The sequence below is a fragment of the Archangium sp. genome, assembly GCF_045802675.1.
In the GTDB taxonomy this organism is placed as follows: domain Bacteria; phylum Myxococcota; class Myxococcia; order Myxococcales; family Myxococcaceae; genus Archangium.
This window is the reverse complement of sequence record NZ_JBJMQO010000035.1, coordinates 24,630-48,160: the sequence shown is the minus strand read 5'-3', so window position 1 is coordinate 48,160 and position 23,531 is coordinate 24,630. Positions and strand designations below refer to the sequence as shown.

Genomic DNA, 23,531 nt, shown 5'->3' with positions numbered 1-23,531 from the left:
TGATAGATGGCGGTGTTCCGTCGCCTGGCGGGCCAACGGAATGCCTGGTCAACTGCGCGCTCTTGGGGCGGCGTCGGCGAGCTGCGGGAGCGGGGAGGCGCCCTGGGCAGAGCGAACAAGCGGTACGACACGGTCATACCAGAAGTGAACACCCGCTCGCCACTTCGAAGAACTGGCGAGCCTTCCATCCTCGAAGCGGAGCAACGGAAACGTGCCGTCCGCGAAACATCGCGCACCACTGTCCGGCCGTCGCGGCCTGAAACCAAAGGAGGCATGTGAGCGATTGCGTCAGGCCGCTTCAGCCAGCGCATCACTGACTTTCGATGACAAGTGATTTGGCACGAGGCACGCCCCCCTCGCCGACGGGACTGATGACCTGATAAGCAGTCGCCACCCAGGGAGGCAGCTGCATGTCGGGACGCTTCGAGGCACGTGGTGACGTCGGCATCATCTGGATCGACAACCCGCCGGTGAATGCCATCAGCCAGGCCGTGCGAGTGGCCCTGCTCGACGGGCTGAAGCAGGCCGGGGCGGACAGCGCCATCAAGGCCGTGGTCATCGCCTGTGCCGGGCGCACCTTCATGGCGGGCGCCGACATCACCGAGTTCAACGGCCCGATGAAGTCCCCGGGCCTGCCCGAAGTGATCGACGCGCTCGACGCCTTCTCCAAGCCAGTGGTGGCGGCGCTCCACGGCACGGCCTTCGGCGGGGGCTTCGAGGTCGCGCTGGCGTGCGACTACCGCGTGGCCCTGCCCAACGCCCAGGTCGGCCTGCCCGAGGTGAAGCTGGGCCTCCTGCCCGGTGCCGGTGGCACGCAACGCCTGCCGAGGCTCGTCGGCGTCGAGCCAGCCTTGCAGGCCATGGTCTCCGGTGATCCGATCCCCGCCCCCGTGGCGCACGGCATGGGCGCCATCGACAAGCTCGTGGAGGGCGACCTGACCGAGGCCGCCGTCGCCTTCGCGCGGGAGAAGAGCGGCTCGCCGAGGCGCCGGGTGCGAGACCGCTCCCTCACCGCGAATGCCGTCCCCGCTGGCTTCTTCGACGAGGCCCGCAGGCGCATCGCCAAGGAGAAGCGAAACCTCTTCTCTCCGCAGCGCATCGTCGACGCGGTGGAGGCCGCGGCCACCCTGCCCTTCGACCCCGGCATCCAGCGCGAGCGCGACCTGTTCCTCGAGTGCGCGCGCAACCCCCAGTCCAAGGCGCTCCAGCACGTCTTCTTCGCCGAGCGCCAGGTCTCCAAGATTCCGGGCCTCCCCTCGGAGGTGAAGCCGCGCCCCCTCCAGTCCGTGGCCATCATCGGCGCGGGCACCATGGGCGGCGGCATCGCGATGAACTTCGCGAACGCGGGCATCCCGGTGACGCTGCTCGAGGTGAACCAGGAGGGGCTGGACCGGGGCCTGGGCGTCATCCGCAAGAACTACGAGGCCACGGCGGCCAAGGGGAAGCTGACGGCGGAGCAGGTGGAGACCCGCATGGGCCTCATCACGCCCACGCTGTCCTACGACGCGCTGGCCCACGCGGACCTCGTCATCGAGGCCGTATTCGAGACGCTCGAGGTCAAGAAGAAGGTCTTCGAGACGCTGGACCGGGTGGCCAAGAAGGGCGCCATCCTGGCCTCCAACACCTCGTACCTGTCGATCGACACCATCGCGGGCTACACCTCGCGGCCGGAGGACGTGCTGGGGATGCACTTCTTCTCCCCCGCCAACGTCATGAAGCTGCTGGAGGTGGTCCGGGGCGCCCGCACCGCTCCCGACGTGCTGGCGACCGCGCTGGACGTCGCCAAACGCATCAAGAAGGTGGGCGTGGTGGCGGGCAACCGCCACGGCTTCATCGGCAACCGCATGCTCGAAGGCTACATGCGCGAGGGCAGCCTGCTGGTGCTCGAAGGCGCCACGCCGCAGCAGGTGGACCAGGCCCTGGTGAAGTTCGGCATGCCCATGGGCGTGCTGCAGATGGGCGACCTGGCCGGGCTCGACATCGGCTATAGGTCGCGCAAGGACCGGGACCCCGCCACCTTCGAGGCCAGGGCCGGAGCCGTGGCCGACAAGCTCGTCGAGCTGGGGCGGCTCGGCCAGAAGACGCAGGCGGGCTACTACGACTACCCGCCGGGCAATCGCACCCCGGTTCCCTCCGGCGTCGTCGCGAAGGTCATCGAGGAGACGGCGGCCGGCCAAGGCATCCAGCGCCGCGACATCTCCGAGCAGGAGATCCTCGAGCGCTGCTTCCTGGCCATGGTGAACATCGGCTGCGAGGTGCTGCGCGAGGGCATCGCCTACCGCTCGAGCGACCTCGACATCGTCTATCTCTACGGCTACGGCTTCCCGGCGCACCGCGGGGGCCCGATGTTCTGGGCGGAGCACGAGCTCGGCCTGCCCCAGGCGCTGGAGAAGCTTCGCGAGTACGGTCGCGAGCAGGGGCCCCGCTGGTGGACGCCCTCGCCGTTGCTGGAGCGCCTCGTCGCCGAGGGCAAGGGCTTCGCCCAGGCCGTCTGAAACCGCAGCCCCCGTCATCACATCCAGGAGGACCCCATGGATTTGAACTACACCCCCGAGGAGCTCGCCTTCGCCGAGGAAGTGCGGCAGTGGGTGCGGGCGAACCTCCCGCCCGAGACGCGTGAGCGCGTCCTGCACCACAAGCGCCTGAGCAAGGAGGAGCAGGTCGAGTGGCAGCGGCGGCTCCACTCGCGCGGCTGGGGAGGCCCGCGCTGGCCGAAGGAGTACGGCGGTCCCGGCTGGAACTCGGTGCAGCAACACCTCTTCGACGAGGTCCTGTCCGAGGAGGGGGCTCCGCAGCCCCTGCCCTTCGGGCTGAGCATGATCGGCCCGGTGCTGATGGCCTTCGGCAGCCAGAAGCAGAAGGAGCACTACCTGCCGCGCATCCTGCGGATGGAGGACTGGTGGTGCCAGGGCTTCTCCGAGCCGGGTTCGGGCTCGGACCTGGCGTCGCTGCGGATGAAGGCGGAGCTGGACGGCGACGAGTGGGTGCTCAACGGGCAGAAGACGTGGACCACCCTGGGCCAGTACGCGAACATGATCTTCCTGCTCGCGCGCACGGAGCCGCAGGCCAAGAAGCAGCAGGGCATCTCCATGCTGCTGGCGGACATGAGCACGCCGGGCATCACGGTGCGGCCCATCATCACCCTCGATGGCGAGCACGAGGTCAACGAGGTCTTCTTCGACAACGTGCGCGTGCCGAAGGAGAACCTCGTCGGCGCGCCGGGCATGGGCTGGACGTACGCCAAGTTCCTGCTGAGCCACGAGCGCACCAACATCGCGCGCATCGGCCGCTCCAAGTCGGAGCTGACGCGGCTCAAGCGCATTGCCTCCGAGGAGAAGACTCCCGAGGGCGTGCCGCTCCTCCAGACGCCGGGCTTCCGCGAGAAGATCGCCGCGGTGGAGATCGAGCTGATGGCGCTGGAGCTCACCAACCTGCGGATGATCGCCGCCGAGCGCTCGGGGCAGGCGCCAGGCGCCGAGGCCAACATGCTCAAAATCAAGGGCTCGGAGATTCAGCAGACGCTGACCGAGCTGATGATGGAAGCGGTGGGCCCCTACGCGCTGCCGTTCAACCCCGAGGCCCGCGAGCCCGGCTGGCACGGCGAGCCGATCGGCCCGGAGTACGCCGCCCCGCTGGGGCCGGACTACTTCAACTACCGCAAGGTCACCATCTACGGCGGTTCCAACGAGATCCAGCGCAACATCCTGGCCAAGGCCGTGCTCGGGCTCTGAGCCGAGGCTAAAGGAGGGAGACATCCCATGGACTTCAGTCTGAGCGACACGCAGCAGATGCTGCGAGACACCGCCGCCCGGCTCATCCGCGAGCGCTACGGCTTCGAGGCGCGGGCGAAGATATTGGCCTCGGCGGACGGCTTCTCCCGGGAGCTGTGGGCCACCTACGCCGAGCTGGGCCTGCTGGGCGTGGAAATCCCCGAGGAGCACGGCGGCATCGGTGGCACGTTCCAGGACCTCGCCATCGTGCTGGAGGCGTTCGGCCGCGGCATGGTCGTCGAGCCCTTCATCCCCACGGTCGTCCTGGGCGCGGGCCTGCTGCGAGCCGCGGGCAGTGACGCACAGAAGTCGGAGCTGCTGCCCCGCGTGGCCGAGGGCAAGCTGTTCCTGGCCTTCGCGCACGGGGAGCCCCGCTCGCGCTACTCGCTCACCCACGTCACGACGAAGGCCACGGGCGGCGCGGAGGGCTACACGCTCCATGGGTCCAAGGCGGTGGTGCTCGGGGGCGACTGCGCGGACTCCCTGATCGTCTCGGCGCGCACGGCGGGCAAGCCAGACGAGCGGGACGGGTTGTCGCTGTTCCTCGTCGAGCGCGGCGCTCCGGGCTTGAAGCTTCGCGGCTACCCCACGGTGGATGGCACCCGCGCCGCCGAGCTCTCACTCGAGGGCGTGCGCGTCCCGCGCTCGGCGCTGCTGGGGCCCGAGGGCGGTGCGTTCCCGTTCATCCAGCAGGCGGTTGACCGCGGCATCGCCGCCCTGTGCTCGGAGGCGGTGGGCAACATGCAGGCGCTCAACGAGGTGACGCTCGACTACCTGAAGACGCGCACCCAGTTCGGCGTGCCGATCGGCAGCTTCCAGGTGCTGCAGCACCACATGGTCGACATGTACATCGCCCAGGAGCAGGCCCGCTCCATGGCGATCCTCGCCGCCGACCGCGCGGACAGCACCGACGCTCCGGCGCGCACCCAGGCCATCTCCGCCGCCAAGGTTCAGATTGGCCGCTCGGGCCGCTTCGTCGGCCAGATGGCCATCCAGCTGCACGGCGGCATCGGCACCACGCTGGAGTACAGCGCCGGCCACTACTTCAAGCGGCTGACCACCATCGACCGCACCTTCGGCGACGCGGATTTCCACCTCACCCGCTTCGCCACGGCCTGAGCCTCCCAGCGGGCCTCCGTGCGCCTCACTGGTAGACGTCTACCAGTGAGGAGGCATGAGGTACGACATCACTTGTAGACGTCTACAAGCGAAGCGGCGGGGGGCCCGGGGACTACTTCCCCTTCATCACGCCGATGAAGGGCAGGTTGCGGTAGCGCTCGGCGTAGTCGAGCCCGTAGCCCACGACGAAGATGTCGTCGATGACGAAGCCCTTGTAGTCGATGGGAACCTTGGTGCGCGCGCGCGCCGGCTTCTCCAGCAGCGAGCACACCTTGAGGGACGCCGGGTGCCGGGCCTGGAGGTTCTCCAGCAGGAAGCTCATGGTGAGCCCGGTGTCGATGATGTCCTCGATGACGAGCAGGTGCTTGCCCGCCATGGGCTTGCTCACGTCGGTGGTGATGCGCACCTCGCCCGTGGTCTCGGTGCCGCCCTGGTACGAGGACACCCCGAGGAACTCCACCGTCAGCGGCAGGTCCACGTAGCGCGCCAGGTCCATGGCGAAGAACGCCGAGCCCTTCAGCACGCAGATGAGCGTCAGCTCCTTGCCCTGGTAGTCGCGGGTGATTTGAGCGCCCAGCTCGCGCACGCGCGCCTGGAGCTTCTGCTCATCGATGTGGATGCCGACATCCTGCTCGTAGAAAGCCACGGGGTACCTCTACACGTACGCGTTGTTCATGATCTCCCCGAAGCCGCCGCCGCCGGGGACGATGTATTGCCGGTCATCCAGCCCCCGCTCCTTCTCCCACAGCTCGCCGGGCACCGTGCCGAACACCTCCGGCGGTGACAGCCCGCGGTCCAGGCGCAGCGCGTACACCACCACATCCGGATGCTCGGTGGAAATCCTCCGGAGGAACTCGGGGGTGATGATCAGGTTGAGGCTCAGGATCCGCCGGGGTTTGCCGGGCACCTTCTCCTTGTACATGGAGACCGCGGTGCACAGGCTGCCGCCGGTGGCGCCCATGGGGTCCGGGAAGAGGACGATGGCGTCGTCGATGTCCCCGCCAATCTTCGCCCCGCCGATGTTCGACCCGACCACCGTCTCCTTGGCGTCGATCATCCGGCTCATGATGATGTGATCCTGGCGCACCAGCACCGGATCCACCGTGGTGTTGAGCAGGTCGTACGTCACCTGCGAGGGCAGCGTGCCGGCGCGGGCGATGTTCACCGTCACCGCGCGCACCGCCGGATCAATCACCTCGCCCTGGTACATGCCCTGGGGCGTGGAGTCGATCATCCGGGTGGGCATGGCCACCATCTTGCGCGGGAACTCCGCGTTGATGACCGTCTTCACCAGGTCCGTGTAGAGCAGCGCCACCAGCCGGTTGATCTCCGGCTGCACCGTCCCCTTGGCGCACAGCTTCGCCAGCTGCGAGAGCAGGAACGGGTTGCCCACCAGGTGCACGTTGGAGCCGTAGCGGTGGGGCATCTCGCTCAACTGGAAGGGGACGTTGGCGTAGAGCGTGTCGCGCATGGGCGGGCCTCCGGGACTTCAGTCCTTGAACAGATCGAGCGTCTGGGGAGGCGTGGCCTCGGTCGGCTCGGCGCGGTGGCACTTGCGGCAGCGCGCCTCGTAGGCCCCCGCCGCGCCCACCATCACCCGCTCCCCGCTATCCACCAGGCGCTGCGAGCGGTTGGCTGGATTCCCACACACCACGCAGATGGCCAGCTCCTTCGTCACGTACTCGGCGATCGCCAGCAACTGCGGCATCGGCTCGAAGGGGCGGCCCTGGTAGTCCTGGTCCAGCCCCGCGACGATGACGCGCATCCCCCGATTGGCCAGCGCCTCACACACCGACACCACCTCGGGACCGAAGAACTGCACCTCGTCGATCCCCACCACCTGGGTACGCGGGGACAGGTGAAGGAAAATTTCTTCAGCCCGTTCGATGGGGATGGAGGTCAATTTCAACCGGGAATGGCTGACGACCTGGGTCTCGTCGTAGCGGTTGTCCAGTTTCGGCTTGAAGACCTGGACCACCTGCTTGCCGTAAACCGCACGTTTGATGCGGCGAATCAGCTCCTCGGTCTTGCCCGAGAACATCGAGCCGCAGATGACCTCTATCCACCCGATATCTGTGGGAAATTGATGCACGAGCGGGACTCGATCAGGGCTGGGGCGGGAGCGCGCGTCTCCTCTGTCACGCCCCTCCTGGGACGTCAACTTTCAAGATCCCCCCACTTCATCCGGGACCGAGCGAGGCAGCCCCACCGCGGCCCGCCGCGTTGGCAAGCATCTTGAAGAACCCGGCCCGGACTCCAACGGGGAGGTTCGGGTGGCGGCGACGACACAGGCGACACGCTGGGCGGGTATCGAGGGGGCTTCGTTCCACATCACTCCGGCGGCGGTGCTGCTGCTGGTGCTCAACCTGCTGGATGGGCTCTTCACCCTCACCTTTTTACAGCTGGATGTGGCCGAGGAGCTCAACCCGCTGATGCGGCTGGCCTACGAGCACTCGCCCCTGGCCTTCATGGCCGTCAAGCTCGTCATCGTGAGCCTGGGCCTGTCGCTGCTGTGCCTGCACCGCTCCATGCGCTTGAGCCAGCGGGCCATCCAGGCAGGGGCCGCGCTCTACACCGTCATTGACATCTACCACCTGGCCTTCCTGGCCCACATGTGTCACCGAGGCATCGGTTGACGCACAAGAAGCCCTGACAGGCTTGCTTTTCCGGGCCGGTCTGCCCGAGGCTCGCCCCCTAGCTCGTACCTCAAGGGTCTTGGGGGGACCATGAACATCACCGACGTCAAGGTGTACCCGGTTGATGAGGATAAGCTGAAGGCCTACGTGACCATCACGCTGGATCACTGTTTCGTGATCCGGGATTTGAAGGTGATTCACGGAGCGTCCGGGCTCTTCATCGCCATGCCAGCCAAGCGGCGCAAGGATGGGACGTACAAGGACATCGCCCATCCGCTCAACGCCGACACGCGCAACCAGATGGAGCGCACCATCCTGCTGGAGTACGAGCGGCATCAGCACAACACGGCGGCCGGGGGACCGAGCCCCTTCCAGGCCGCCGCCGCGGACGCGGACTGAGCACCCCCCAGGTGGTGGCACCGGAAGGATCTTCCCTTCCGGCACGGGCCGCGCTAGGAGCGCGCCCATGCAGCCGCGCGACTTCAAGGTGTTCACCGGTAGCTCCAACCCGGGTCTGGCCCACCGTATCTGCGACTACCTCAAGCGCCCGCTCGGCAAGGCGCACGTAGGCCGCTTCTCCGACGGGGAAATCCATGTGGAGATCGGCGAGAACGTGCGCGGGCTGGACATCTTCATCGTCCAGTCCACCTGCCCGCCGGCGAATGATCACCTGATGGAGCTGCTCATCATGTGCGACGCGCTCAAGCGCGCGAGCGCCGGCTCCATCAACGCCGTCATCCCGTACTACGGGTATGCCCGGCAGGACCGGAAGGTGGCGCCGCGCACGCCCATCACCGCCAAGCTCATCGCGGACCTGCTCGAGGTGGCGGGCGCCACGCGCGTGGTCTCCATGGACATGCACGCCGGGCAGATCCAGGGCTTCTTCAACATCCCCTCGGATCACCTCTACGCCTCGCCGGTGTTCCTGGAGGACATCCGCAAGAAGTTCCCGGACACGCAGGACCTGGTCATCGTGTCGCCGGACGCGGGCGGCGTGGAGCGGGCGCGCGCCTACTCCAAGCGCCTCACCTGCGGCCTGGCCATCATCGACAAGCGCCGCCCCCGCCCCAACTCCTCCGAGGTGATGAACCTCATTGGTGACGTGAACGGCAAGGACGCGGTGCTGGTGGACGACATGGTGGACACCGCGGGCACGCTCACCCAGGCGGCCGCCGCCCTCAAGGAGCGGGGCGCTCGCCGGATCGTCGCCTATGCCGTCCACCCCATCCTCTCCGGCCCCGCCAACCAGCGCATCCAGGAGTCGGTGCTGGAGGAGATCGTCTTCACGGACACGGTGCCCCTGTCGCCCGCCTCCCTGGCGACCGGGAAGATCCGCGTCATCACCACCGAGCGGCTCTTCGGCGAGGCCATCGCCCGCATCCACCGCGCGGACTCGCTCAGCTCCCTCTTCGTCTGACGGAGAAGGGCTCCCCTGCCCGCCGGGCGGCTTGACTCTGGCCGCCCGCGCTGGCATGTCGCACCCCACACCACGCCGGCCCTTCCTTTCCATGAGGTGCCGTCTCGGGGCCCGCCACTGGGGCGGGATGCCAGAGGCGCCGGGGTTCCGGCGGGTCACATCGCAGTCCCCCACACCGAGGAAATCCATGTCCATTGACAAGAGCACGCTCGAGGTCAAGGCGCGCGAGGGCGCCGGCAAGGGCGCCGCCCGCAAGCTGCGCGCCACCGGCCTGGTGCCCGCCGTCGTCTACGGCAAGCACCTGGAGAAGCCGCTGTCCGTCGCCGTCGATCCCAAGTCCGTGCGCCAGGCCATCAACACCCCGCACAAGTTCAACACCCTCATCACCCTCCGGGGCGTGGGTGGCGAGCAGCAGGTCCTCTTCAAGGACTACCAGCAGGATCCGGTCACCCGCGAGATTCTCCACGTGGACTTCATCGCCGTGCGCGACGAGGACCAGGTGAAGGTGAAGATTCCCCTCGTGCTCATCGGCAAGGCCGAGGGCGTGGCCGAGGGCGGTCTGCTCACCCAGGCCCGCCGTGAGATCGAGGTCTACGCCAAGCCGCGCGCCATCCCCGAGAAGATCGAGGTGGACGTGACGCCGCTGAAGATTGCCCAGGCGCTCCACATCAACGACGTGAAGATGCCCGAGGGCGTGGTCGTGAAGACCACCGTCAACTACACCGTGGCGGTCCTCAGCGCGCCCGAGGGTGCGGTCGAGGCGGCTCCCGCGGCGGTGGCGGCGGCGGCGGCTCCGGCTGCTGCGGCGGCGGCCAAGCCCGCGGCCGGTGCGGCGGCCAAGCCCGCGGCCGGTGCGGCGGCCAAGCCCGCGGCTGGCGCGAAGAAGTAGTCTCTTCCTCCTGCCGTACTCGCGGGGCCAGTCCGAAGGGGCTGGCCCCGTCTGTTTTTTGGAGGGTCTTCCGTGAAGCTCATCTGTGGACTGGGCAATCCCGGGCGCGAGTACGAGCGCCACCGGCACAACATCGGGTTCATGGTGGTGGACGCCCTGCTGTCGCGCGCCCGCGCCGACCTCAACCATGAGAAGTTCCAGGCCCGCGTGGGCCAGGGCTCGCTGGGCGGCGAGAAGGTCCTCTTCCTCGAGCCGCAGACGTACATGAACCTGTCCGGCCGCTCGCTCGCCGAGGCGGCGCGCTTCTACAAGATCGCCGTCGAGGACATCCTCGTGGTGCACGACGAGCTGGACCTGCCCTTTGGCCGGTTGCAGCTCAAGGCGGGCGGCGGGAGCGGGGGCCACAACGGCCTCAAGAGCAGCGTGTCCAGCCTGGGGGAGGACAGCTTCATCCGCCTGCGCTTCGGCATCGGCAAGCCGCAGGGCCCCAACGCCAAGGACCGGGTGGCCGGCTACGTGCTGTCCAATTTCGACGACGCCGAGCGCCGGCAGCTCGATGAGCTCATCTCCCAGGCGGCCGACGCGGCCGAGTGCTGGGTACGGGAGGGGCTGGACCCGGCGATGAACCGCTACAACAAGCGGGCGCCTTGACTCGGGCCCCTCCCCCCCGTAGAAGGCCCGTTCTCCGCCCGCCGGAAGGCTCGGCCGGGGAGGACTGTTCTTTGTCATCATCCCGGGTGCGTGCACTCGGGATGAAGCGCGAGGGAGACGGGCGCGTGGTTTTCCCGTCCCGGCGGACGATCCCCCTTGGACCGTCTGACCGTTTCCCCGCTCCTCGGGCAACCGGGGGGCACTCAACCCCAAGGGGAGAGAAACATGGCTGATACGCAGGCCGCCAAGCGGCTTCGTGAGTACGAGACCATCTTCCTGGTCAAGCCGGACCTCACCGACGACAACGTGGACAAGCTCAAGGAGCGCGTCCGCGGCATCGTCAGCCGTGAGGGTGGCAAGGTCATCCGCTTCACGGTGTGGGGCAAGAAGAAGACGCTCTACCCCATCGCCAAGCAGCCCCGCGCCATCTACGTGCACGCCAACTTCCTGGGCGACACGAAGCTGGTGGCCGAGATCGAGCGTAACCTCCGCAACTACGACGAGGTGACGCGCTACCTGTCCGTGAAGCTGGCGGACGAGGTCGATCCCGAGAGCCGTCCGGTGCTCGAGGACCTCAAGCTGGCCGGCGACGTCGAGGAGACGCGTCCGGGTGCCGCGCCGGTCGAGCGCGTCGAGGTCGCTGAAGAGGCTGAGGAGGAGACCCCCGAGGAGGCGTGAGCCCCTCGGTTCGTCTTCAACGGACCCATTCCAGAGAAGAGAGAATACTCATGATCGGTAACGACAGGAACGCGTCCCGCGGTGGTGGCGACAGGGACCGTGGCGACCGTGGCGACCGTGGTGGCGCCGGCGGTGATGATGAGAAGCGTGGTGGCGGTCGCGGCTTCGGCCGCAAGAAGGTGTGCCGCTTCTGCGCCGAGAAGAACTCCAAGGTGGACTTCAAGGATCAGTCGACCCTGAAGTACTTCGTCACCGAGCGCGGCAAGATCATTCCCCGCCGCATCTCGGGCAACTGCGCCAAGCACCAGCGTGAGATCGCCACGGCGATCAAGCGTGCCCGTGGCCTGGCGCTCCTCCCCTACAACGCGATGGTCGGCTAGTCCCGCCCCACGTACCAACGGAGACATCACATGAAGATCATTCTTCGTGAGGACGTCGAGAACCTGGGCAAGTCCGGGGAGCTCGTGACGGTGAAGGACGGCTTCGGCCGCAACTACCTGCTGCCGCGCAAGTTGGCGGTGCTGGCCACCGAGCAGAACGTGCGGCAGCTCGAGCACGAGCGCTCGGTCATCTCGGCGCGCAACGCCAAGCTGAAGGGCGTTGCCGAGGAGCAGGCCAAGAAGCTGGGCGCGGTCAAGGTCACCATCCGCCGCAAGGTGGGTGAGCAGGACAAGCTGTACGGTTCCGTGACCGTGCTGGACATCGCCGAGGCGCTCGCCGCCCAGGGCCAGCAGGTGGACCGTCGTCACCTGCACCTGGCCGAGCCCATCAAGGCCACCGGTCAGTACGAGGTGGAGCTGCGCCTGCACCGCGATGTGACGGCGAAGATCAAGGTCGAGGTCGCGGCGGAGGCCTGATTCAGGGCATCCGCCACCGGCTTCCTCCGGTGAAGCACGAGGGCCGTCCGGGATTCAACCCCCGGGCGGCCCTTGCTTTTGCGGGAGGGAGCCAGTCGCGGGAGAAACCGGTGTAGGGGCTCGGGGTACGTGGGAGCCCACTGGCAAGGTACTCGTACGGGCCTGTAGCGGCCTGTAGACTGGGCGGGCAGCCATGGACAACATCCTCGACATTCGGACGGGCGGGCGCAGGTCTCACGAGGACCTCGCCGCGGAGCGCGCGGTGCTGGGCGCCGTGCTCGCGGACAACACGCTGATCGACAGCCTCGCGGAGGTGGTGCATCCGGACGACTTCGCCAGTCCGGCGCACTCGCAGATTTTCTCCGCGATGCTCAAGCTGTCCGGCTCCTCGCGGCAGGTGGACCACCTGACGCTGGCCGAGGAGCTCAAGGTGCTCGGGCACCTGGCGGCGGTGGGAGGCCCGGCCTACCTGATGAGCCTGGACCAGGTGGTGCCCGTGCCGGGCAACGCCGTCCAGTACGCCAAGATCGTCAAGGATCAGGCCCTCCGGCGGCGGCTGGCGGGCGCGGGGCGCGAAATCCAGGAGCTGGCCAGCCAGGAGACGGGCGAGCTGGACGCCCTGCTGGACGAGGCCGAGCGCAAGGTCTTCCTCCTCGCGGAGAAGAAGCGCGTGGGAGACCTGCGGCCCGTCAGCGAGCTGATGGAGCACACGCTGGACCTGCTGGACAAGATGAAGACGGCGACGACGGGCATCACCGGCCTGTCCACCGGCTACGTCGACCTGGACAACGCGCTCACGGGTCTGCACGGCGGCGAGCTCATCATCCTCGCGGCGCGCCCCGGCTGCGGAAAGACGTCCTTCGCGATGAACATCGCCACGCACGTGGGCCTGGCCGAGGAGCCCAAGGCGGCGGCCATCTTCAGCCTGGAAATGCCCGCGGATCAGCTGCTCATGCGTCTGCTGGCCTCGAGCGCCCGCGTGGACATGAAGAAGCTGCGCGGCGGCCGGCTCACCCCGCACGACGAGGAGAAGTTCCAGGAGATGGCGGGCAAGCTCTACAACGCCCCCATCTACATCGACGACTCGGGTGGCCTGTCCCCGTTCGACCTGCGCGCCAAGGCGCGGCGGCTCAAGCAGAGGGACCCGCGGCTGTCGCTGATCGTCATCGACTACCTCCAGCTGATGCACCAGAAGGGCAAGGTGGAGAGCCGCCAGCTGGAAATCGCCGAGATTTCCCGCGCCCTCAAGCAGCTGTCCAAGGAGCTGGACGTCCCCATCATCGCGCTCTCGCAGCTGAGCCGTAAGGTCGAGGAGCGCAAGGGCGGTAAGCCGATGCTCTCGGACCTGCGCGAGTCGGGCGCCATCGAGCAGGACGCCGACGTGGTGATGTTCATCCACCGCGAGGACCAGCAGGAGGGCGAGGGCGGCGAGCCTCGCGCCAGCACGGCCATCCCCGTGCAGCTCGTCATCGCCAAGCAGCGCAACGGCCCCATCTGCGACATCGACCTGGTGTTCCTCGCCGAGTACACGCGCTTCGAGAGCCGCGCCCGCCTGGAGTAGCACTCCGGGAGGGGGCCGCCTCCACTCTTGGCGTGGTGTGTGACAGTCGCCCGGGGCACCGCGTTGTTTGCTGGACGCGGCTGCACCATTCTCCGGGCATGTCCCTGCGAAGTGTCGCGAAGCTGGCCCTGCCCTGGGTGGCCTTCGCCCTGACCCTGGTGCTCCTCGGCTACACGTGGAACTGGGCCCTCGCGAAGGCCTCCGAGCGCCATCGCATCCACCAGGCCTTCACCCTGGGCACCACCAGGTACATCTTCAGCCTCTGCCCGAGCACCCCGCTCGTGAGCGACGTGCCCCACTGGGCCGGCGACATGCGCGGCTTCTGCCAGGCGCACCAGCCCACCTGGGGCAACCTGGAGAACCGGAGCGAGAACCCGGACCTCGCCATTGAGAACGGCTCGAAGTGGCAGGCCGTCCAGCTCCTCTCCAAGCTCGTGCTGGAGGTGTCCCCCGCCAAGGTGCTGTCGCTGCTGCCCCTGGTGGTCATCTCCCTGGCGGGCCTCCTGGGTCTGCAGCAGCGGGGCTGGTTCAGCCGCGGGGACCTCAGCCCGCGCCTGCGCGTCACCCGCGGCGCCGCCCTGACGATGCTCACCATCGTCATGCTCACCCTGAGCGCCTCGCTCGCGCTGCTCGACGAGCAGGAGGCGAGGACGATGTGCCAGGTGACCGGCGGCACCTACGCCAACCTGCTCTCCATCGACGCGCGCTGCTCGCAACAGACGATGCTGCTGCGCGACACCCAGGCCCTGCTCGAGCAGAAGAAGGGCGAGTTGGATACCCGCGCCCGCGAGCTGGAGGACCTCAAGCGGGAGATTGCCTCGCTCGGCGCGATGCGCGACGCGCTCGGCACCTTCAAGACCGAGCTGAAGAACCAGAGCGAGAGCACCCAACAGCTCATCATGGCCGTCACCGGCGCCACGCTCGAGAGCCTCAGCAAGGCGGTGGATCCGCTCCACAAGGACGTGCAGGGGCTCGAGCAGTCGCTCCAGACGGACTTCAAGAATGGCCTGCGCGAGGAACTGCACGGGGACCTCAAGGCCCTGGTGCGCGAGGAGCTGAAGACAGCGCTCCAGAGCGAGCAGCTCGAGGAGCTCGTCCGGCGCGAGGTGCGCGCCGTGGTGAAGGAGGACGTCCGCGCCGTGGTGCGCGGAGAGCTCCAGGACTCCATGAAGACGATCCTCGCATCGGGCCATGTGCCCGCGCCGGCGCCCTCGCGCGCGGAGCCCACGCTCACGTCGAAGGCTCCGGCCCCCTCCCCAGCTCCCGTTCCGGTGAAGGCCTCGGCTCCGGCGCAGGCCTCGGCGAAGGCGGTGCAGCCGCCCCCGCCTCCGGCCGCTCAGAAGAAGCCCGCGACCAGTGCTCCGGTGAAGCCCACCACCTCTTCCGGAAAGCCCGCTACAGCGCCGGCCCAGGGCAAGCGCTGAGGGCGCGGGCGTCGCTGCTGCTCAGACCACGAGCGCGACCCGCACGTGGCTGCGACCCTTCTCCAGCTGCCTCACCAGCGACTGGGGCGTGTCCCCGGACTCGCTCCAGGCGTCGAGCTCCTCCAGGTCCCAGTCCTCGAAGAGGCCCTCGCCCTCGAAGGCGGGGATGAAGCCCTCGCGCATCGCCTGCTGCACGCCCTGCAGCGGCCCCACCACCACCACATCACCGAAGCCGAAGAACCGCAGCGACGTGCCACTCGCCTCCAGCGCCGCGTTCACCAGCGCCAGCAGCGCGTTGATGTTGAAGTAGTCCGAGATGTCGTGGAACGTCACGCCGTACCGCCGCCCCCCGTGCGTCAGGCGCAGCGTGTACCGGCTGTTGAGCCCGCCCGACTCGACGTCCGCGTCCTCCAGGGCGCGTGCCTCGTCCTCCTGCTCCACATCCTCTTCCCCCGGCAGCACCTGCGTGAACCTCGCCCCGTCCAGCAGCGGCGACACGAGGGACAGCAGGTCGCGCATCAGCGCCTCGTGGTCCACCGGGTACTCGCCCGCATCCGGGTCGAAGCCGTAACCCCGGCCGAGCCGCATGAAGGTCTCGTCCCAATACTCGGGCCGGGGGTCTTCTGGCGGTGCTCCGATCGGAATCTGGAGCAGCTCGCGCAACCGTTGCTCGTTCTGGATGGCCATGTCTCCTCTCCGTGCTCGCGGAAGCTCCTGTGTCGCATATCGGTCTGACAGTGCGCGGCTCACAGCGGAGGCACGGGTTTGGGTACGGAGGAGAGGGCAACTGGCTCAGGTTCCCGGCGGCACGTTGAACACCAGGTTGTCGGGCGAGAACGCCATCTCCACATAGGTGAAGTCCCCTTGCGGCAGATGCCACACCGCCTTGCCCCACGTCGGTATCGGGCGCCCCTCGTGCACCTGCCAGGAGTCGATCGGTGTCGTCCAACGCGCCCGGATGAAGGGGTGCTTGGGAGCGTAGGGGTCCTGGCAGAAACGATCGGTCGTGCTGAAGTCGCGAGGGGCGCCTCGCGTGTCCAGGAAGACCCGCGCCGTCACCGTTCGTCCCCGATCCGTGAACGCCACGTCGAACGAGCTGTCGTCCACGCCCGTCCAGGTGGTCTCCGGGCCGAGCACCATCGACGGCGCGAGGAGGATCGCGTCATTGAGGTACGTCACCAGCTCGCCGATATCGAGCTCGGGTCCCTTGTTGTCCTGGGCGGTGAAGAGCTCGAACGGCCGGATGAGCATCCGCCCCTCGCCCCGGAGATAGGTGTCCCGCCCGAGCACCGGAACGACGCCGAAGAAGCTCAGGCGGATGTGGAAGATGCGCGCGACCTCGAGGCGCGTGTCGTACTGCCAAGCCTCCATCGTCTTCCAGGCCTGGCCGGGCCCGAGCCGGAAGCGGCCGGTGAGGCCCGCGCGGAAGGACCAGTCCCGGGGACGTCCCACCACGCCCATGAACCGCAGGTAGCGCCGCACCGGCTCGGGCAGCGAGGCAATGTCCGCCTCGGAAACGGGCTCATCGGACCCCGGACCGGACGGCAGACCCAGGGCGGCAACCTCTCGCGAGAACCGGACTCTCATGGTCATGCACCCTCCCCTTTCCGTGAGGATCTAGACCCACGGCAGGAGAATCCGGAAGCTCAATCCCGGCCGGTGCGCAGGTAGCGCGCCACGTACGTCTTCGCCCGGCGCGCGGCGGCTCCCGGGGCTCGTCCCCGCCCCAGCTCCACCGCGAAGGCCGAGCCCAGCCTGCATCCCGAACCCCGGCGCTCGGGCGAGCGCTCCAGCCGCTCCCCTTCCAGCACCACGTCCCGGCCCGGCAGGCAGAGCACGTCCACCGCTCCCGCCGCCCGGTGCCCGCCCTTCACCAGCACCGCGCCGAAGCCGAGTCCCACCAGCGCCCTCCCCGCCTCGCGCGCCTCCTCCACCGAGCGCACCTCGCCCCCGCCGAGCAGCCACGCCGCCTCGTCCAGGTTCGGCGTCAGCGCCACCTTCGGCCCCGCCAGCGACAGGTAGTGCCGCCGCGTCAGCTTCGAGAGCGACTCGCCCTTCGACGTCCGCACCACCGGGTCCACCACCCACCACGCGTCCACGCCCGCGAGCGTCTCGCGCAGCGCGGTCAGCAACGCCGGCCCGGGCACCTGGCCCAGCTTCACCGCGTGCAACGGACCCAGCTCGAGCGCCGCCGTCACCTGGGCTCGCAACACCCGCGCCGGCGTGGGATGGGACAGGAACGTCCCCCGGCCCTGCGCCGTCTGCGCCGAGGGCACCGCCACCGGTGCTCCCCCCAGCGCCCTCACCGCGGCCATATCCGCCAGCAGCCCCGCTCGGCCCGTGGGCTCGTGGCCCGCGCACAACAGGATGCGCGGCGCCCCACTCACCGCCGGTGCTCGCGCGCTCTCTGGATGAAGGAGCGGTACACGCCCACGTGCGCGGGAATCGTTTGGAGCATCAGCTCCGGGTGCCACTGCACACCCAGCGCGTAGCCGTACTGGGTGGACTCGATGGCCTCCACCACCCCGTCCGGCGACACCGCGCTCACCACCACCTGGGTGCCCGTGCGCGCCGCCGCCTGGTGGTGCGTCGAGTTCACCATCAGCTGGCCCTTGCCCACCGCCTCCGCCAGCAACGTCCCGTCCCGCACCTCCACCGGGTGCTGCGGCTGCGTGCGGTCATGCTTCTGCTCGTGCTCGTGCGCGCCCTTCACCTCGCGGCCGATGTCCTGGTGCAGCGTGCCGCCCAGCACCACGTTGAGCAGCTGCATGCCCCCGCAGATGCCCAGCACCGGCATGTTCCGCTTGAACGCCCCGCGCAGCAGCGCCGTCTCGAAGGCCGTGCGCGACAGCTTCACCGTCCCCATCCCCTCGCGCGCCGTCTCCCCATACGCCTCGGGCGGAATGTCGAAGGCCCCGCCCGTCACGAGCAGCCCCGAGATCCGGTCCAGGTACGCGTCCACGCACGCCAGCTCGTCCGAGTACGGCAGCACGAAGGGCAGTCCCCCCGCGCGCAGCACCGCGTCCGCGTAGGGCACCTTCAGCTCGTAGTACGCGAAGGGTGAATCCGGCCGGCTCGCGCTGAAGTCCGGGGTGATGCCGATGTTCGGCCGTCGCGGCGCCTGGCCATGTGGTTTGTGTATCATACGTCTCCGCTCGCGAGGCTAGTCCCCCGGGCGCCCCTGTCAAAGGCAGCGCTCAGGCGGCGCACCCGCTCGGCAAGGTCCTCGGCGAGCAGCACGTCCGAGGCCACCGCGCCCCCGTGCGCTCCCGCGGCCGCCAGCTCCGCGATGTTCTCCAGCTTCACCCCGCCAATGCCCACCACCGGCAGCGGGCACTCGCGCACCACCGCGCCAAAGCGCTCCAGCCCCAGCACCGGCGCGGCCACCTGCTTGGTCGTCGTCCCGAAGACCGGGCCCAGGCCCACGTAGTCCGCCCCCGCCGCCTTCGCCGCCCGCGCCCCCGCCGCGTCCCGCACCGTCACCCCCACCAGCCCCTCCGGGCCCAGCAGCTCTCGCGCCGCCTCGGGCGGCAGATCCTCGTCCCCCACGTGCACCCCATGCGCCCCGGACAGCAGCGCCAGGTCCACCCGGTCGTTCACCAGGCACACCGCTCCGGCCCGCCGGCACGCCGCCACCACCTCGCGCGCCGCGGCCAGCGCCTCCCTCAGGGGGGTGCGCTTCATCCGCAGCTGCACCACCCGCGCTCCCCCCGCGAGCATCCGGGCGGTCTTCTCTCCGAGTGGCAACCCGGGGCGGACGGTGTCATCACAGAGGACATACAACCCTCGGGGAAGGGATGGGCGAAGGGGCGCGTTCATCGGCTCCGGACGGGCGTGGGTTCAGTGGCGTTGACAGAGGGTAGCCCTGCTATAAGGTGGCGCGCCCTTTTCCAAGAGATTCCGAGGAGTTGAACATGGCCAACCCGACAGACCCCAAGTACCTCGACAAGCGGACCGCCGAGCGCTACCTGCGCTCCGGCACCCTCGACGAGAAGGCGTACCAGCGCCACATCGAGTCCCTGCCGGACGTCTCCGAGAAGTCCGTCCCCGTCGAGACGGTGATGCACGACGAGCTCGAGGACGAGGAGGACGACTTCGAGGACGAGGACGAGGACGAGGGCGAAGAGGACACCGAGGACACCGAGTAATGCCATGAGCGAGGAGAAGCGCGGAGAGACCTTCGTGATGAAGGGCGAGGGGCGGCCGTCCGCGCCCGAGGCTCCCATCACCTTCAGCACCTTCCTCATCGGCCTGGCCTCCAGCGCCCTCATCCACCTGGGTGAGGCGCCCAACCCGGAGACGGGCCGCGCCGAGCGGGACTTCATCCTCGCCCGTCAGAGCCTGGACCTGCTGGGGATGCTGCACGACAAGACGCGCGGCAACCTCACGGCCGAGGAGCAGCAACTCTTCGACAACCTCCTGGCCGATCTGCGTCTGCGCTTCGTGGAGGCGAAAAAGCGGTGAATCCAACGGTCTCCCCTCCCCAGGGCCTGTCGCGGGGCATCCGCCTCGCGGCGTGGGTATGCCTCGTGCTGTCCGCCTTCACGGGCTTCTTCGCCCTGCAGGAGACCCTCAAGCTCGGCCACCTCGCCGAGCTGCGCGATCAGGCCAACAACGTCGCGCGCTTCTCCAAGGACGCCGACCTCATCGCCTTCGCGCGCGTCTCCGAAGCCGAGCTCGCCGCGCTCGAGCCCATGCGGGACTCGCGCTCGCTGGTGCTCGGCTCGCTCTCGGTGGTGTGCGCCTTCGCCTTCGTCTCCTCGGGCCGGCTGCTGCGGCCCGGGGGGGTGTCGCTGGAGCGGGCGCGCCGGCTGCTCTCCGGGGCCTCCATCGCCGCCGCCGTGCTGCGCACCATCGACGGCGCGCAGCTGTCCGTAGTGGCCCAGCGCATGGGCCCCGCCCTCGCGCAATTCATCAGCACCCGGCCCGCCTACCACGAGGTGGAGACGGCCGCGCAGCTCGAGGCCGGCATGTCCTGGCTCGCCTCGCTGACGATGATGGGGCTCACCGCGCTCATCGCGGGCACCTTCGCCCTGCTCGGCCAGTACTTCCGCAGCGAGCACGTGCGCCAGACCATCATCGCCCAGTCCGGCGACCTCGCCGAGGAAGAGGACTGAGGCGCCTGCCGCCGGGGCCCCTCTTCCTCAGGCCGCGGCGTCTCGCAGCAGCGAGTCCAGCGGTGGCACCGAGCCCGCCGGCCCCGAGCCGTTGAGCGCCAGCCGCGCCTTCTTGTAGGTGCGGTGCAGTTGCAGCAGCAGCTCGCGATCCACCCCGTACACCCACGCCAGGTGCCCCAGCGGCCAGCGCGCCTGCATGCGGGCGAAGGCCTCGTCGTCGAACTCCCCGTCCAGGCACTCGGGCAGCTCCACCTCGTCGTAGAGCAGCCGCTCCCCGCCCACGTGCTGCCCTCCCCCGAAGGCCTTCACCTCTTCGTACTCCTGCGGGTCGCACACGTAGGAGTGGACGGTGACGCCGGCCTCCTGGGACAGCAGCCGGGCGAGCGCATGGTGGTCGCTATACCAGTGCGAGCCCGTGCGACCCGCCGTGTGGGGGCCATCCAGCGCCAGACGGATGATTTTCCGGCGGCCGTAGACGGACACGGTCAGCTGCGTGTCCGCGGGCACGCCGTCCTCGACGAGCGCCTGGCGGGCCAGTTCCACCAGCCGGGCGCTGCTCAGGGATTCAACTCGGATGAGATAACCGCCATGCGCTTCCAGTGGATGCCCCCCGGTAATGCGCGCGCATATACCCGGACTCCAAGCGGAAAGGCAACTCCCGGAGAGCCAGGAAGTCCGTATGCCCCCCAACCATCCAGGCTCACGCGACAAGTGAAATGTGGATGGCGTTCGCGTGCTTGCCAAGGGGTCCCTGGCTCTTACGTTGGGGGCATGCGACTCGACAAATACACAGTGAAGGCCCAGGAAGCCATTCAAGAAGGGCAGTCCCTGGCCCGGCGAGCCGATCATCCGAACTACGAGCCGGAGCACCTCGCGACGGCGTTGCTCGGACAGAAGGACGGCATCGTCGAGCCGCTGCTGCGCAAGATTGGCGTGGACGTGAAGCTGTTCGCCGGCCGGCTCGGCGAGGCGCTCCAGAAGCTGCCCAAGATGCAGGGCGGCGAGGGCGCGACGCTCAGCCAGCGGCTGCTCAAGACTTTCGACAAGGCCGAGGACGAGGCCAAGTCGCTCAAGGATGACTTCATCTCCAGCGAGCACCTGCTGCTGGCCCTGGCGCAGGACAAGGGGGCGGTGGGCGAGGTGATGAAGTCCTCGGGCGTGACGCGCGAGCGCGTCCTGTCCAGCCTCAAGGAGGTCCGGGGTTCCGGCCGCGTGACGAGCCAGGACGCCGAGTCCACCTACCAGGCGCTGGAGAAGTACGGGCGCGACCTCACGGAGGCGGCGCGGGCCGGGAAGTTGGATCCCGTCATCGGCCGCGACGAGGAGATCCGCCGCTGCATCCAGGTGCTCAGCCGGCGCACGAAGAACAACCCGGTGCTCATCGGCGAGCCGGGCGTGGGCAAGACGGCCATCGTCGAGGGCCTCGCGCGGCGCATCATCGACGGCGACGTGCCCGAGGGGCTCAAGAACAAGATGCTGGTGACGCTGGACCTGGGCGCCATGGTGGCCGGGGCCAAGTTCCGCGGCGAGTTCGAGGAGCGCCTCAAGTCCGTGCTCAAGGAGGTGGCGGACGCCGCGGGGGAAATCATCCTCTTCATCGATGAGATGCACACCCTGGTGGGCGCGGGCAAGGCCGAGGGCGCGATGGACGCGGGCAACATGCTCAAGCCGGCCCTGGCGCGCGGGGAGCTGCACTGCATCGGCGCCACCACGCTGGACGAGTACCGCAAGCACATCGAGAAGGACGCGGCCCTGGAGCGGCGCTTCCAGCCGGTGATGGTGGGCGAGCCCACCGTGCACGACACCATCAGCATCCTGCGCGGCCTCAAGGAGCGCTACGAGGTGCACCACCACGTGCGCATCCAGGACTCCGCCCTGGTGGCGGCGGCCAACCTGTCCAACCGCTACATCTCCGACCGCTTCCTGCCCGACAAGGCCATCGACCTCGTCGACGAGGCGTGCAGCCGCCTGCGCATCGAGATCGACTCCATGCCCACGGAGATCGACGACGTGCGGCGGAAGATCACCCAGCTGGAGATCGAGCGCGAGGGCCTGCGCAAGGAGACGGACCCCCACTCGAAGGAGCGGCTGGCGCACATCGAGAAGGAGCTGGCGAACCTCAATGAGCGCTTCAATACGCTCAAGGCGCACTGGGACTCGGAGAAGAAGGCCATCGGCGAGATCGGCGCGCTGAAGGAGAAGCTCGAGAAGGCCAGGAACGACCAGGCCACGGCGGAGCGGCAGGGCGACTTCAACAAGGCCGCGGAGGTCAAGTACGGCATCATCCCCGGCCTGGAGAAGGAGATCACCCAGCAGAACGCGAAGCTGGCCGAGCTGCAGAAGATCCACAAGTTCCTCAAGGAGGAGGTGGACGCGGAGGACATCGCGGCCGTGGTGGGCAAGTGGACGGGCATCCCCGTCTCCAAGCTCATGGAGGGCGAGGTCCAGAAGCTGGTGCACATGGAGGAGCGGCTGCAGAAGCGGGTGATTGGCCAGCGCAGCGCCATCGAGGCGGTGAGCAACGCGGTGCGCCGGGCGCGCTCCGGGTTGCAGGACCCCAACCGGCCCATCGGCTCGTTCATCTTCCTGGGCCCCACGGGCGTGGGCAAGACGGAGACGGCCAAGGCCCTCGCCGAGTTCCTCTTCGACGACGACAGCGCCATGGTGCGCATCGACATGTCCGAGTACATGGAGAAGCACTCCGTGGCCCGGCTCGTGGGCGCCCCTCCGGGGTACGTCGGGTACGAGGAGGGCGGTCAGCTCACCGAGGCGGTGCGGCGCCGGCCGTACACGGTGGTCCTGTTCGATGAGATCGAGAAGGCCCACCCGGACGTCTTCAACATGCTGCTGCAGATTCTCGACGAGGGCCGGCTCACGGACAGCCTGGGCAGGACCGTGGACTTCAAGAACACGGTGCTCATCATGACGAGCAACGTGGGCTCGCAGGCCCTGCAGGAGGGAATGACGGGCAAGGAGGATCTGGACGAGGCCACGCGCAACGACGTGATGGGGATTCTGCGCCAGCACTTCCGGCCGGAGTTCCTCAACCGCGTGGACGAGATCATCCTCTTCGAGCCGCTGCGCAAGCGGGACATCCAGAGCATCGTCGACATCCAGGTGGCGAGGATGCAGAAGCTGCTGGCCGACAAGCGGCTGACGCTGGAGCTCACGGAGAAGGCCGAGACGTTCCTCGCCGATCGCGGCTACGATCCGACGTACGGAGCGCGGCCGCTGAAGCGGGCCATCCAGAAGTACCTGATGGATCCGCTCGCGCTGAAGGTGCTCGGCGGCGACTTCCTGCCCGGGGACCACATCGCGGTGGACGCGGGCAAGGACGCGCTCACCTTCGGCAAGGGCCAGGCGAAGGCGGCGTAACCCACTCCGCCCCCCTCCCCTCGCCCACCGGGAGAGG

The 23,531-nt window shown here is 68.6% G+C and carries 26 protein-coding genes; 17 read left to right on the top strand and 9 right to left on the bottom strand.

The window, feature by feature from the left end; genetic code table 11:
- Nucleotides 1-410: 410 nt before the first annotated feature.
- Genes ACJ8AN_RS10305 through ACJ8AN_RS10295 form a run of 3 tightly spaced genes read left to right on the top strand, consistent with a single transcriptional unit; the run spans nt 411 to nt 4,889 of the window.
- Entirely contained in the window at nt 411-2,495 is a 2,085-nt protein-coding gene (locus tag ACJ8AN_RS10305) for a 3-hydroxyacyl-CoA dehydrogenase NAD-binding domain-containing protein (RefSeq protein ID WP_407755111.1), read from the top strand.
- Between the two features lie 36 nt (nt 2,496-2,531).
- A complete protein-coding gene (locus ACJ8AN_RS10300; RefSeq protein WP_407755110.1) occupies nt 2,532-3,731 on the top strand; it encodes an acyl-CoA dehydrogenase family protein in 1,200 nt (399 codons plus the stop codon).
- Nucleotides 3,732-3,758: 27 nt separating this feature from the next.
- Nucleotides 3,759-4,889, top strand: coding sequence for an acyl-CoA dehydrogenase family protein (locus ACJ8AN_RS10295; protein WP_407755109.1), 1,131 nt, complete (start codon nt 3,759-3,761; stop codon nt 4,887-4,889).
- A 112-nt stretch (nt 4,890-5,001) separates the two neighbouring features.
- Here ACJ8AN_RS10295 and hpt read toward each other — a convergent pair whose 3' ends face one another.
- Genes hpt through ACJ8AN_RS10280 form a run of 3 tightly spaced genes read right to left on the bottom strand, consistent with a single transcriptional unit; the run spans nt 5,002 to nt 6,981 of the window.
- Nucleotides 5,002-5,535 carry a hypoxanthine phosphoribosyltransferase gene (hpt, locus tag ACJ8AN_RS10290; RefSeq protein ID WP_407755108.1) on the bottom strand — a complete coding sequence of 178 codons (534 nt, stop codon included), beginning with the start codon at nt 5,533-5,535 and terminating at the stop codon, nt 5,002-5,004.
- 9 nt (nt 5,536-5,544) lie between these two features.
- Nucleotides 5,545-6,360 carry a uracil phosphoribosyltransferase gene (locus ACJ8AN_RS10285; protein WP_407755107.1) on the bottom strand — a complete coding sequence of 272 codons (816 nt, stop codon included), beginning with the start codon at nt 6,358-6,360 and terminating at the stop codon, nt 5,545-5,547.
- Nucleotides 6,361-6,378: 18 nt separating this feature from the next.
- The gene (locus tag ACJ8AN_RS10280; RefSeq protein WP_407755106.1) at nt 6,379-6,981 is read right to left on the bottom strand and encodes a thymidine kinase; all 603 of its coding nucleotides are present in this window, start codon (nt 6,979-6,981) and stop codon (nt 6,379-6,381) included.
- A 181-nt stretch (nt 6,982-7,162) separates the two neighbouring features.
- Here ACJ8AN_RS10280 and ACJ8AN_RS10275 point away from each other — a divergent pair, with 181 nt between their 5' ends.
- The 10 genes from ACJ8AN_RS10275 (at nt 7,163) to ACJ8AN_RS10230 (ending at nt 15,002) form a co-directional block, all read left to right on the top strand.
- Complete coding sequence (locus ACJ8AN_RS10275; protein WP_407755105.1) at nt 7,163-7,525, top strand: DUF5658 family protein; 363 nt, start codon at nt 7,163-7,165, stop codon at nt 7,523-7,525.
- Between the two features lie 90 nt (nt 7,526-7,615).
- Nucleotides 7,616-7,924, top strand: coding sequence for a septation regulator SpoVG (gene spoVG / locus ACJ8AN_RS10270; protein ID WP_407755104.1), 309 nt, complete (start codon nt 7,616-7,618; stop codon nt 7,922-7,924).
- A gap of 67 nt (nt 7,925-7,991) precedes the next feature.
- Nucleotides 7,992-8,942, top strand: a complete 951-nt coding sequence (locus ACJ8AN_RS10265; protein ID WP_407755103.1) for a ribose-phosphate pyrophosphokinase — start codon at nt 7,992-7,994, stop codon at nt 8,940-8,942.
- A gap of 187 nt (nt 8,943-9,129) precedes the next feature.
- Nucleotides 9,130-9,831 (top strand): 50S ribosomal protein L25/general stress protein Ctc, encoded by a 702-nt coding sequence (locus ACJ8AN_RS10260; RefSeq protein WP_407755102.1) that lies wholly within the window; start codon nt 9,130-9,132, stop codon nt 9,829-9,831.
- A 72-nt stretch (nt 9,832-9,903) separates the two neighbouring features.
- Nucleotides 9,904-10,482 carry an aminoacyl-tRNA hydrolase gene (gene pth, locus ACJ8AN_RS10255; RefSeq protein WP_407755101.1) on the top strand — a complete coding sequence of 193 codons (579 nt, stop codon included), beginning with the start codon at nt 9,904-9,906 and terminating at the stop codon, nt 10,480-10,482.
- Nucleotides 10,483-10,707: 225 nt separating this feature from the next.
- Complete coding sequence (rpsF, locus tag ACJ8AN_RS10250) at nt 10,708-11,160, top strand: 30S ribosomal protein S6 (RefSeq protein ID WP_407755100.1); 453 nt, start codon at nt 10,708-10,710, stop codon at nt 11,158-11,160.
- A 50-nt stretch (nt 11,161-11,210) separates the two neighbouring features.
- Nucleotides 11,211-11,540: a 30S ribosomal protein S18 gene (rpsR, locus tag ACJ8AN_RS10245; RefSeq protein WP_407755099.1), complete on the top strand. Its 330-nt coding sequence runs from the start codon at nt 11,211-11,213 to the stop codon at nt 11,538-11,540.
- Between the two features lie 30 nt (nt 11,541-11,570).
- Nucleotides 11,571-12,017: a 50S ribosomal protein L9 gene (rplI, locus tag ACJ8AN_RS10240; protein ID WP_407755098.1), complete on the top strand. Its 447-nt coding sequence runs from the start codon at nt 11,571-11,573 to the stop codon at nt 12,015-12,017.
- Between the two features lie 193 nt (nt 12,018-12,210).
- Nucleotides 12,211-13,578 (top strand): replicative DNA helicase, encoded by a 1,368-nt coding sequence (gene dnaB / locus ACJ8AN_RS10235; protein WP_407755097.1) that lies wholly within the window; start codon nt 12,211-12,213, stop codon nt 13,576-13,578.
- 98 nt (nt 13,579-13,676) lie between these two features.
- A complete protein-coding gene (locus tag ACJ8AN_RS10230; protein ID WP_407755096.1) occupies nt 13,677-15,002 on the top strand; it encodes a hypothetical protein in 1,326 nt (441 codons plus the stop codon).
- 21 nt (nt 15,003-15,023) lie between these two features.
- On the opposite strand, the gene ACJ8AN_RS10225 is transcribed toward ACJ8AN_RS10230, so the two are convergent.
- From ACJ8AN_RS10225 to thiE, 5 genes are all read right to left on the bottom strand, one after another.
- Nucleotides 15,024-15,689, bottom strand: a complete 666-nt coding sequence (locus tag ACJ8AN_RS10225) for a hypothetical protein (protein WP_407755095.1) — start codon at nt 15,687-15,689, stop codon at nt 15,024-15,026.
- A 105-nt stretch (nt 15,690-15,794) separates the two neighbouring features.
- Nucleotides 15,795-16,595: a DUF6544 family protein gene (locus tag ACJ8AN_RS10220; RefSeq protein WP_407755094.1), complete on the bottom strand. Its 801-nt coding sequence runs from the start codon at nt 16,593-16,595 to the stop codon at nt 15,795-15,797.
- Nucleotides 16,596-16,648: 53 nt separating this feature from the next.
- On the bottom strand, nt 16,649-17,389 hold the full coding sequence (locus tag ACJ8AN_RS10215) for a bifunctional hydroxymethylpyrimidine kinase/phosphomethylpyrimidine kinase (protein WP_407755093.1): 741 nt from the start codon (nt 17,387-17,389) through the stop codon (nt 16,649-16,651).
- The gene (locus tag ACJ8AN_RS10210; protein WP_407755092.1) at nt 17,386-18,147 is read right to left on the bottom strand and encodes a gamma-glutamyl-gamma-aminobutyrate hydrolase family protein; all 762 of its coding nucleotides are present in this window, start codon (nt 18,145-18,147) and stop codon (nt 17,386-17,388) included. The genes ACJ8AN_RS10215 and ACJ8AN_RS10210 overlap by 4 nt, the downstream gene beginning before the upstream one ends.
- Entirely contained in the window at nt 18,144-18,821 is a 678-nt protein-coding gene (gene thiE, locus ACJ8AN_RS10205; protein ID WP_407755091.1) for a thiamine phosphate synthase, read from the bottom strand. Before thiE ends, ACJ8AN_RS10210 begins: the two co-directional genes overlap by 4 nt.
- A 95-nt stretch (nt 18,822-18,916) precedes the next feature.
- Between thiE and ACJ8AN_RS10200 the strand changes: the two genes are divergently transcribed.
- The 3 genes from ACJ8AN_RS10200 to ACJ8AN_RS10190 are packed head-to-tail and all read left to right on the top strand — an operon-like array spanning nt 18,917 to nt 20,119.
- Nucleotides 18,917-19,150, top strand: a complete 234-nt coding sequence (locus tag ACJ8AN_RS10200; protein WP_407755090.1) for a hypothetical protein — start codon at nt 18,917-18,919, stop codon at nt 19,148-19,150.
- A gap of 4 nt (nt 19,151-19,154) precedes the next feature.
- Nucleotides 19,155-19,466 (top strand): DUF1844 domain-containing protein, encoded by a 312-nt coding sequence (locus tag ACJ8AN_RS10195; protein ID WP_407755089.1) that lies wholly within the window; start codon nt 19,155-19,157, stop codon nt 19,464-19,466.
- The gene (locus tag ACJ8AN_RS10190) at nt 19,463-20,119 is read left to right on the top strand and encodes a hypothetical protein (RefSeq protein ID WP_407755088.1); all 657 of its coding nucleotides are present in this window, start codon (nt 19,463-19,465) and stop codon (nt 20,117-20,119) included. The genes ACJ8AN_RS10195 and ACJ8AN_RS10190 overlap by 4 nt, the downstream gene beginning before the upstream one ends.
- A 27-nt stretch (nt 20,120-20,146) precedes the next feature.
- Here the strand turns inward: ACJ8AN_RS10190 and ACJ8AN_RS10185 are convergent, their stop codons facing one another.
- The gene (locus ACJ8AN_RS10185; protein WP_407755087.1) at nt 20,147-20,662 is read right to left on the bottom strand and encodes a hypothetical protein; all 516 of its coding nucleotides are present in this window, start codon (nt 20,660-20,662) and stop codon (nt 20,147-20,149) included.
- A 228-nt stretch (nt 20,663-20,890) separates the two neighbouring features.
- Here ACJ8AN_RS10185 and clpB point away from each other — a divergent pair, with 228 nt between their 5' ends.
- Nucleotides 20,891-23,494, top strand: coding sequence for an ATP-dependent chaperone ClpB (gene clpB / locus ACJ8AN_RS10180; protein WP_407755086.1), 2,604 nt, complete (start codon nt 20,891-20,893; stop codon nt 23,492-23,494).
- The last annotated feature ends 37 nt before the right edge of the window (nt 23,495-23,531 follow it).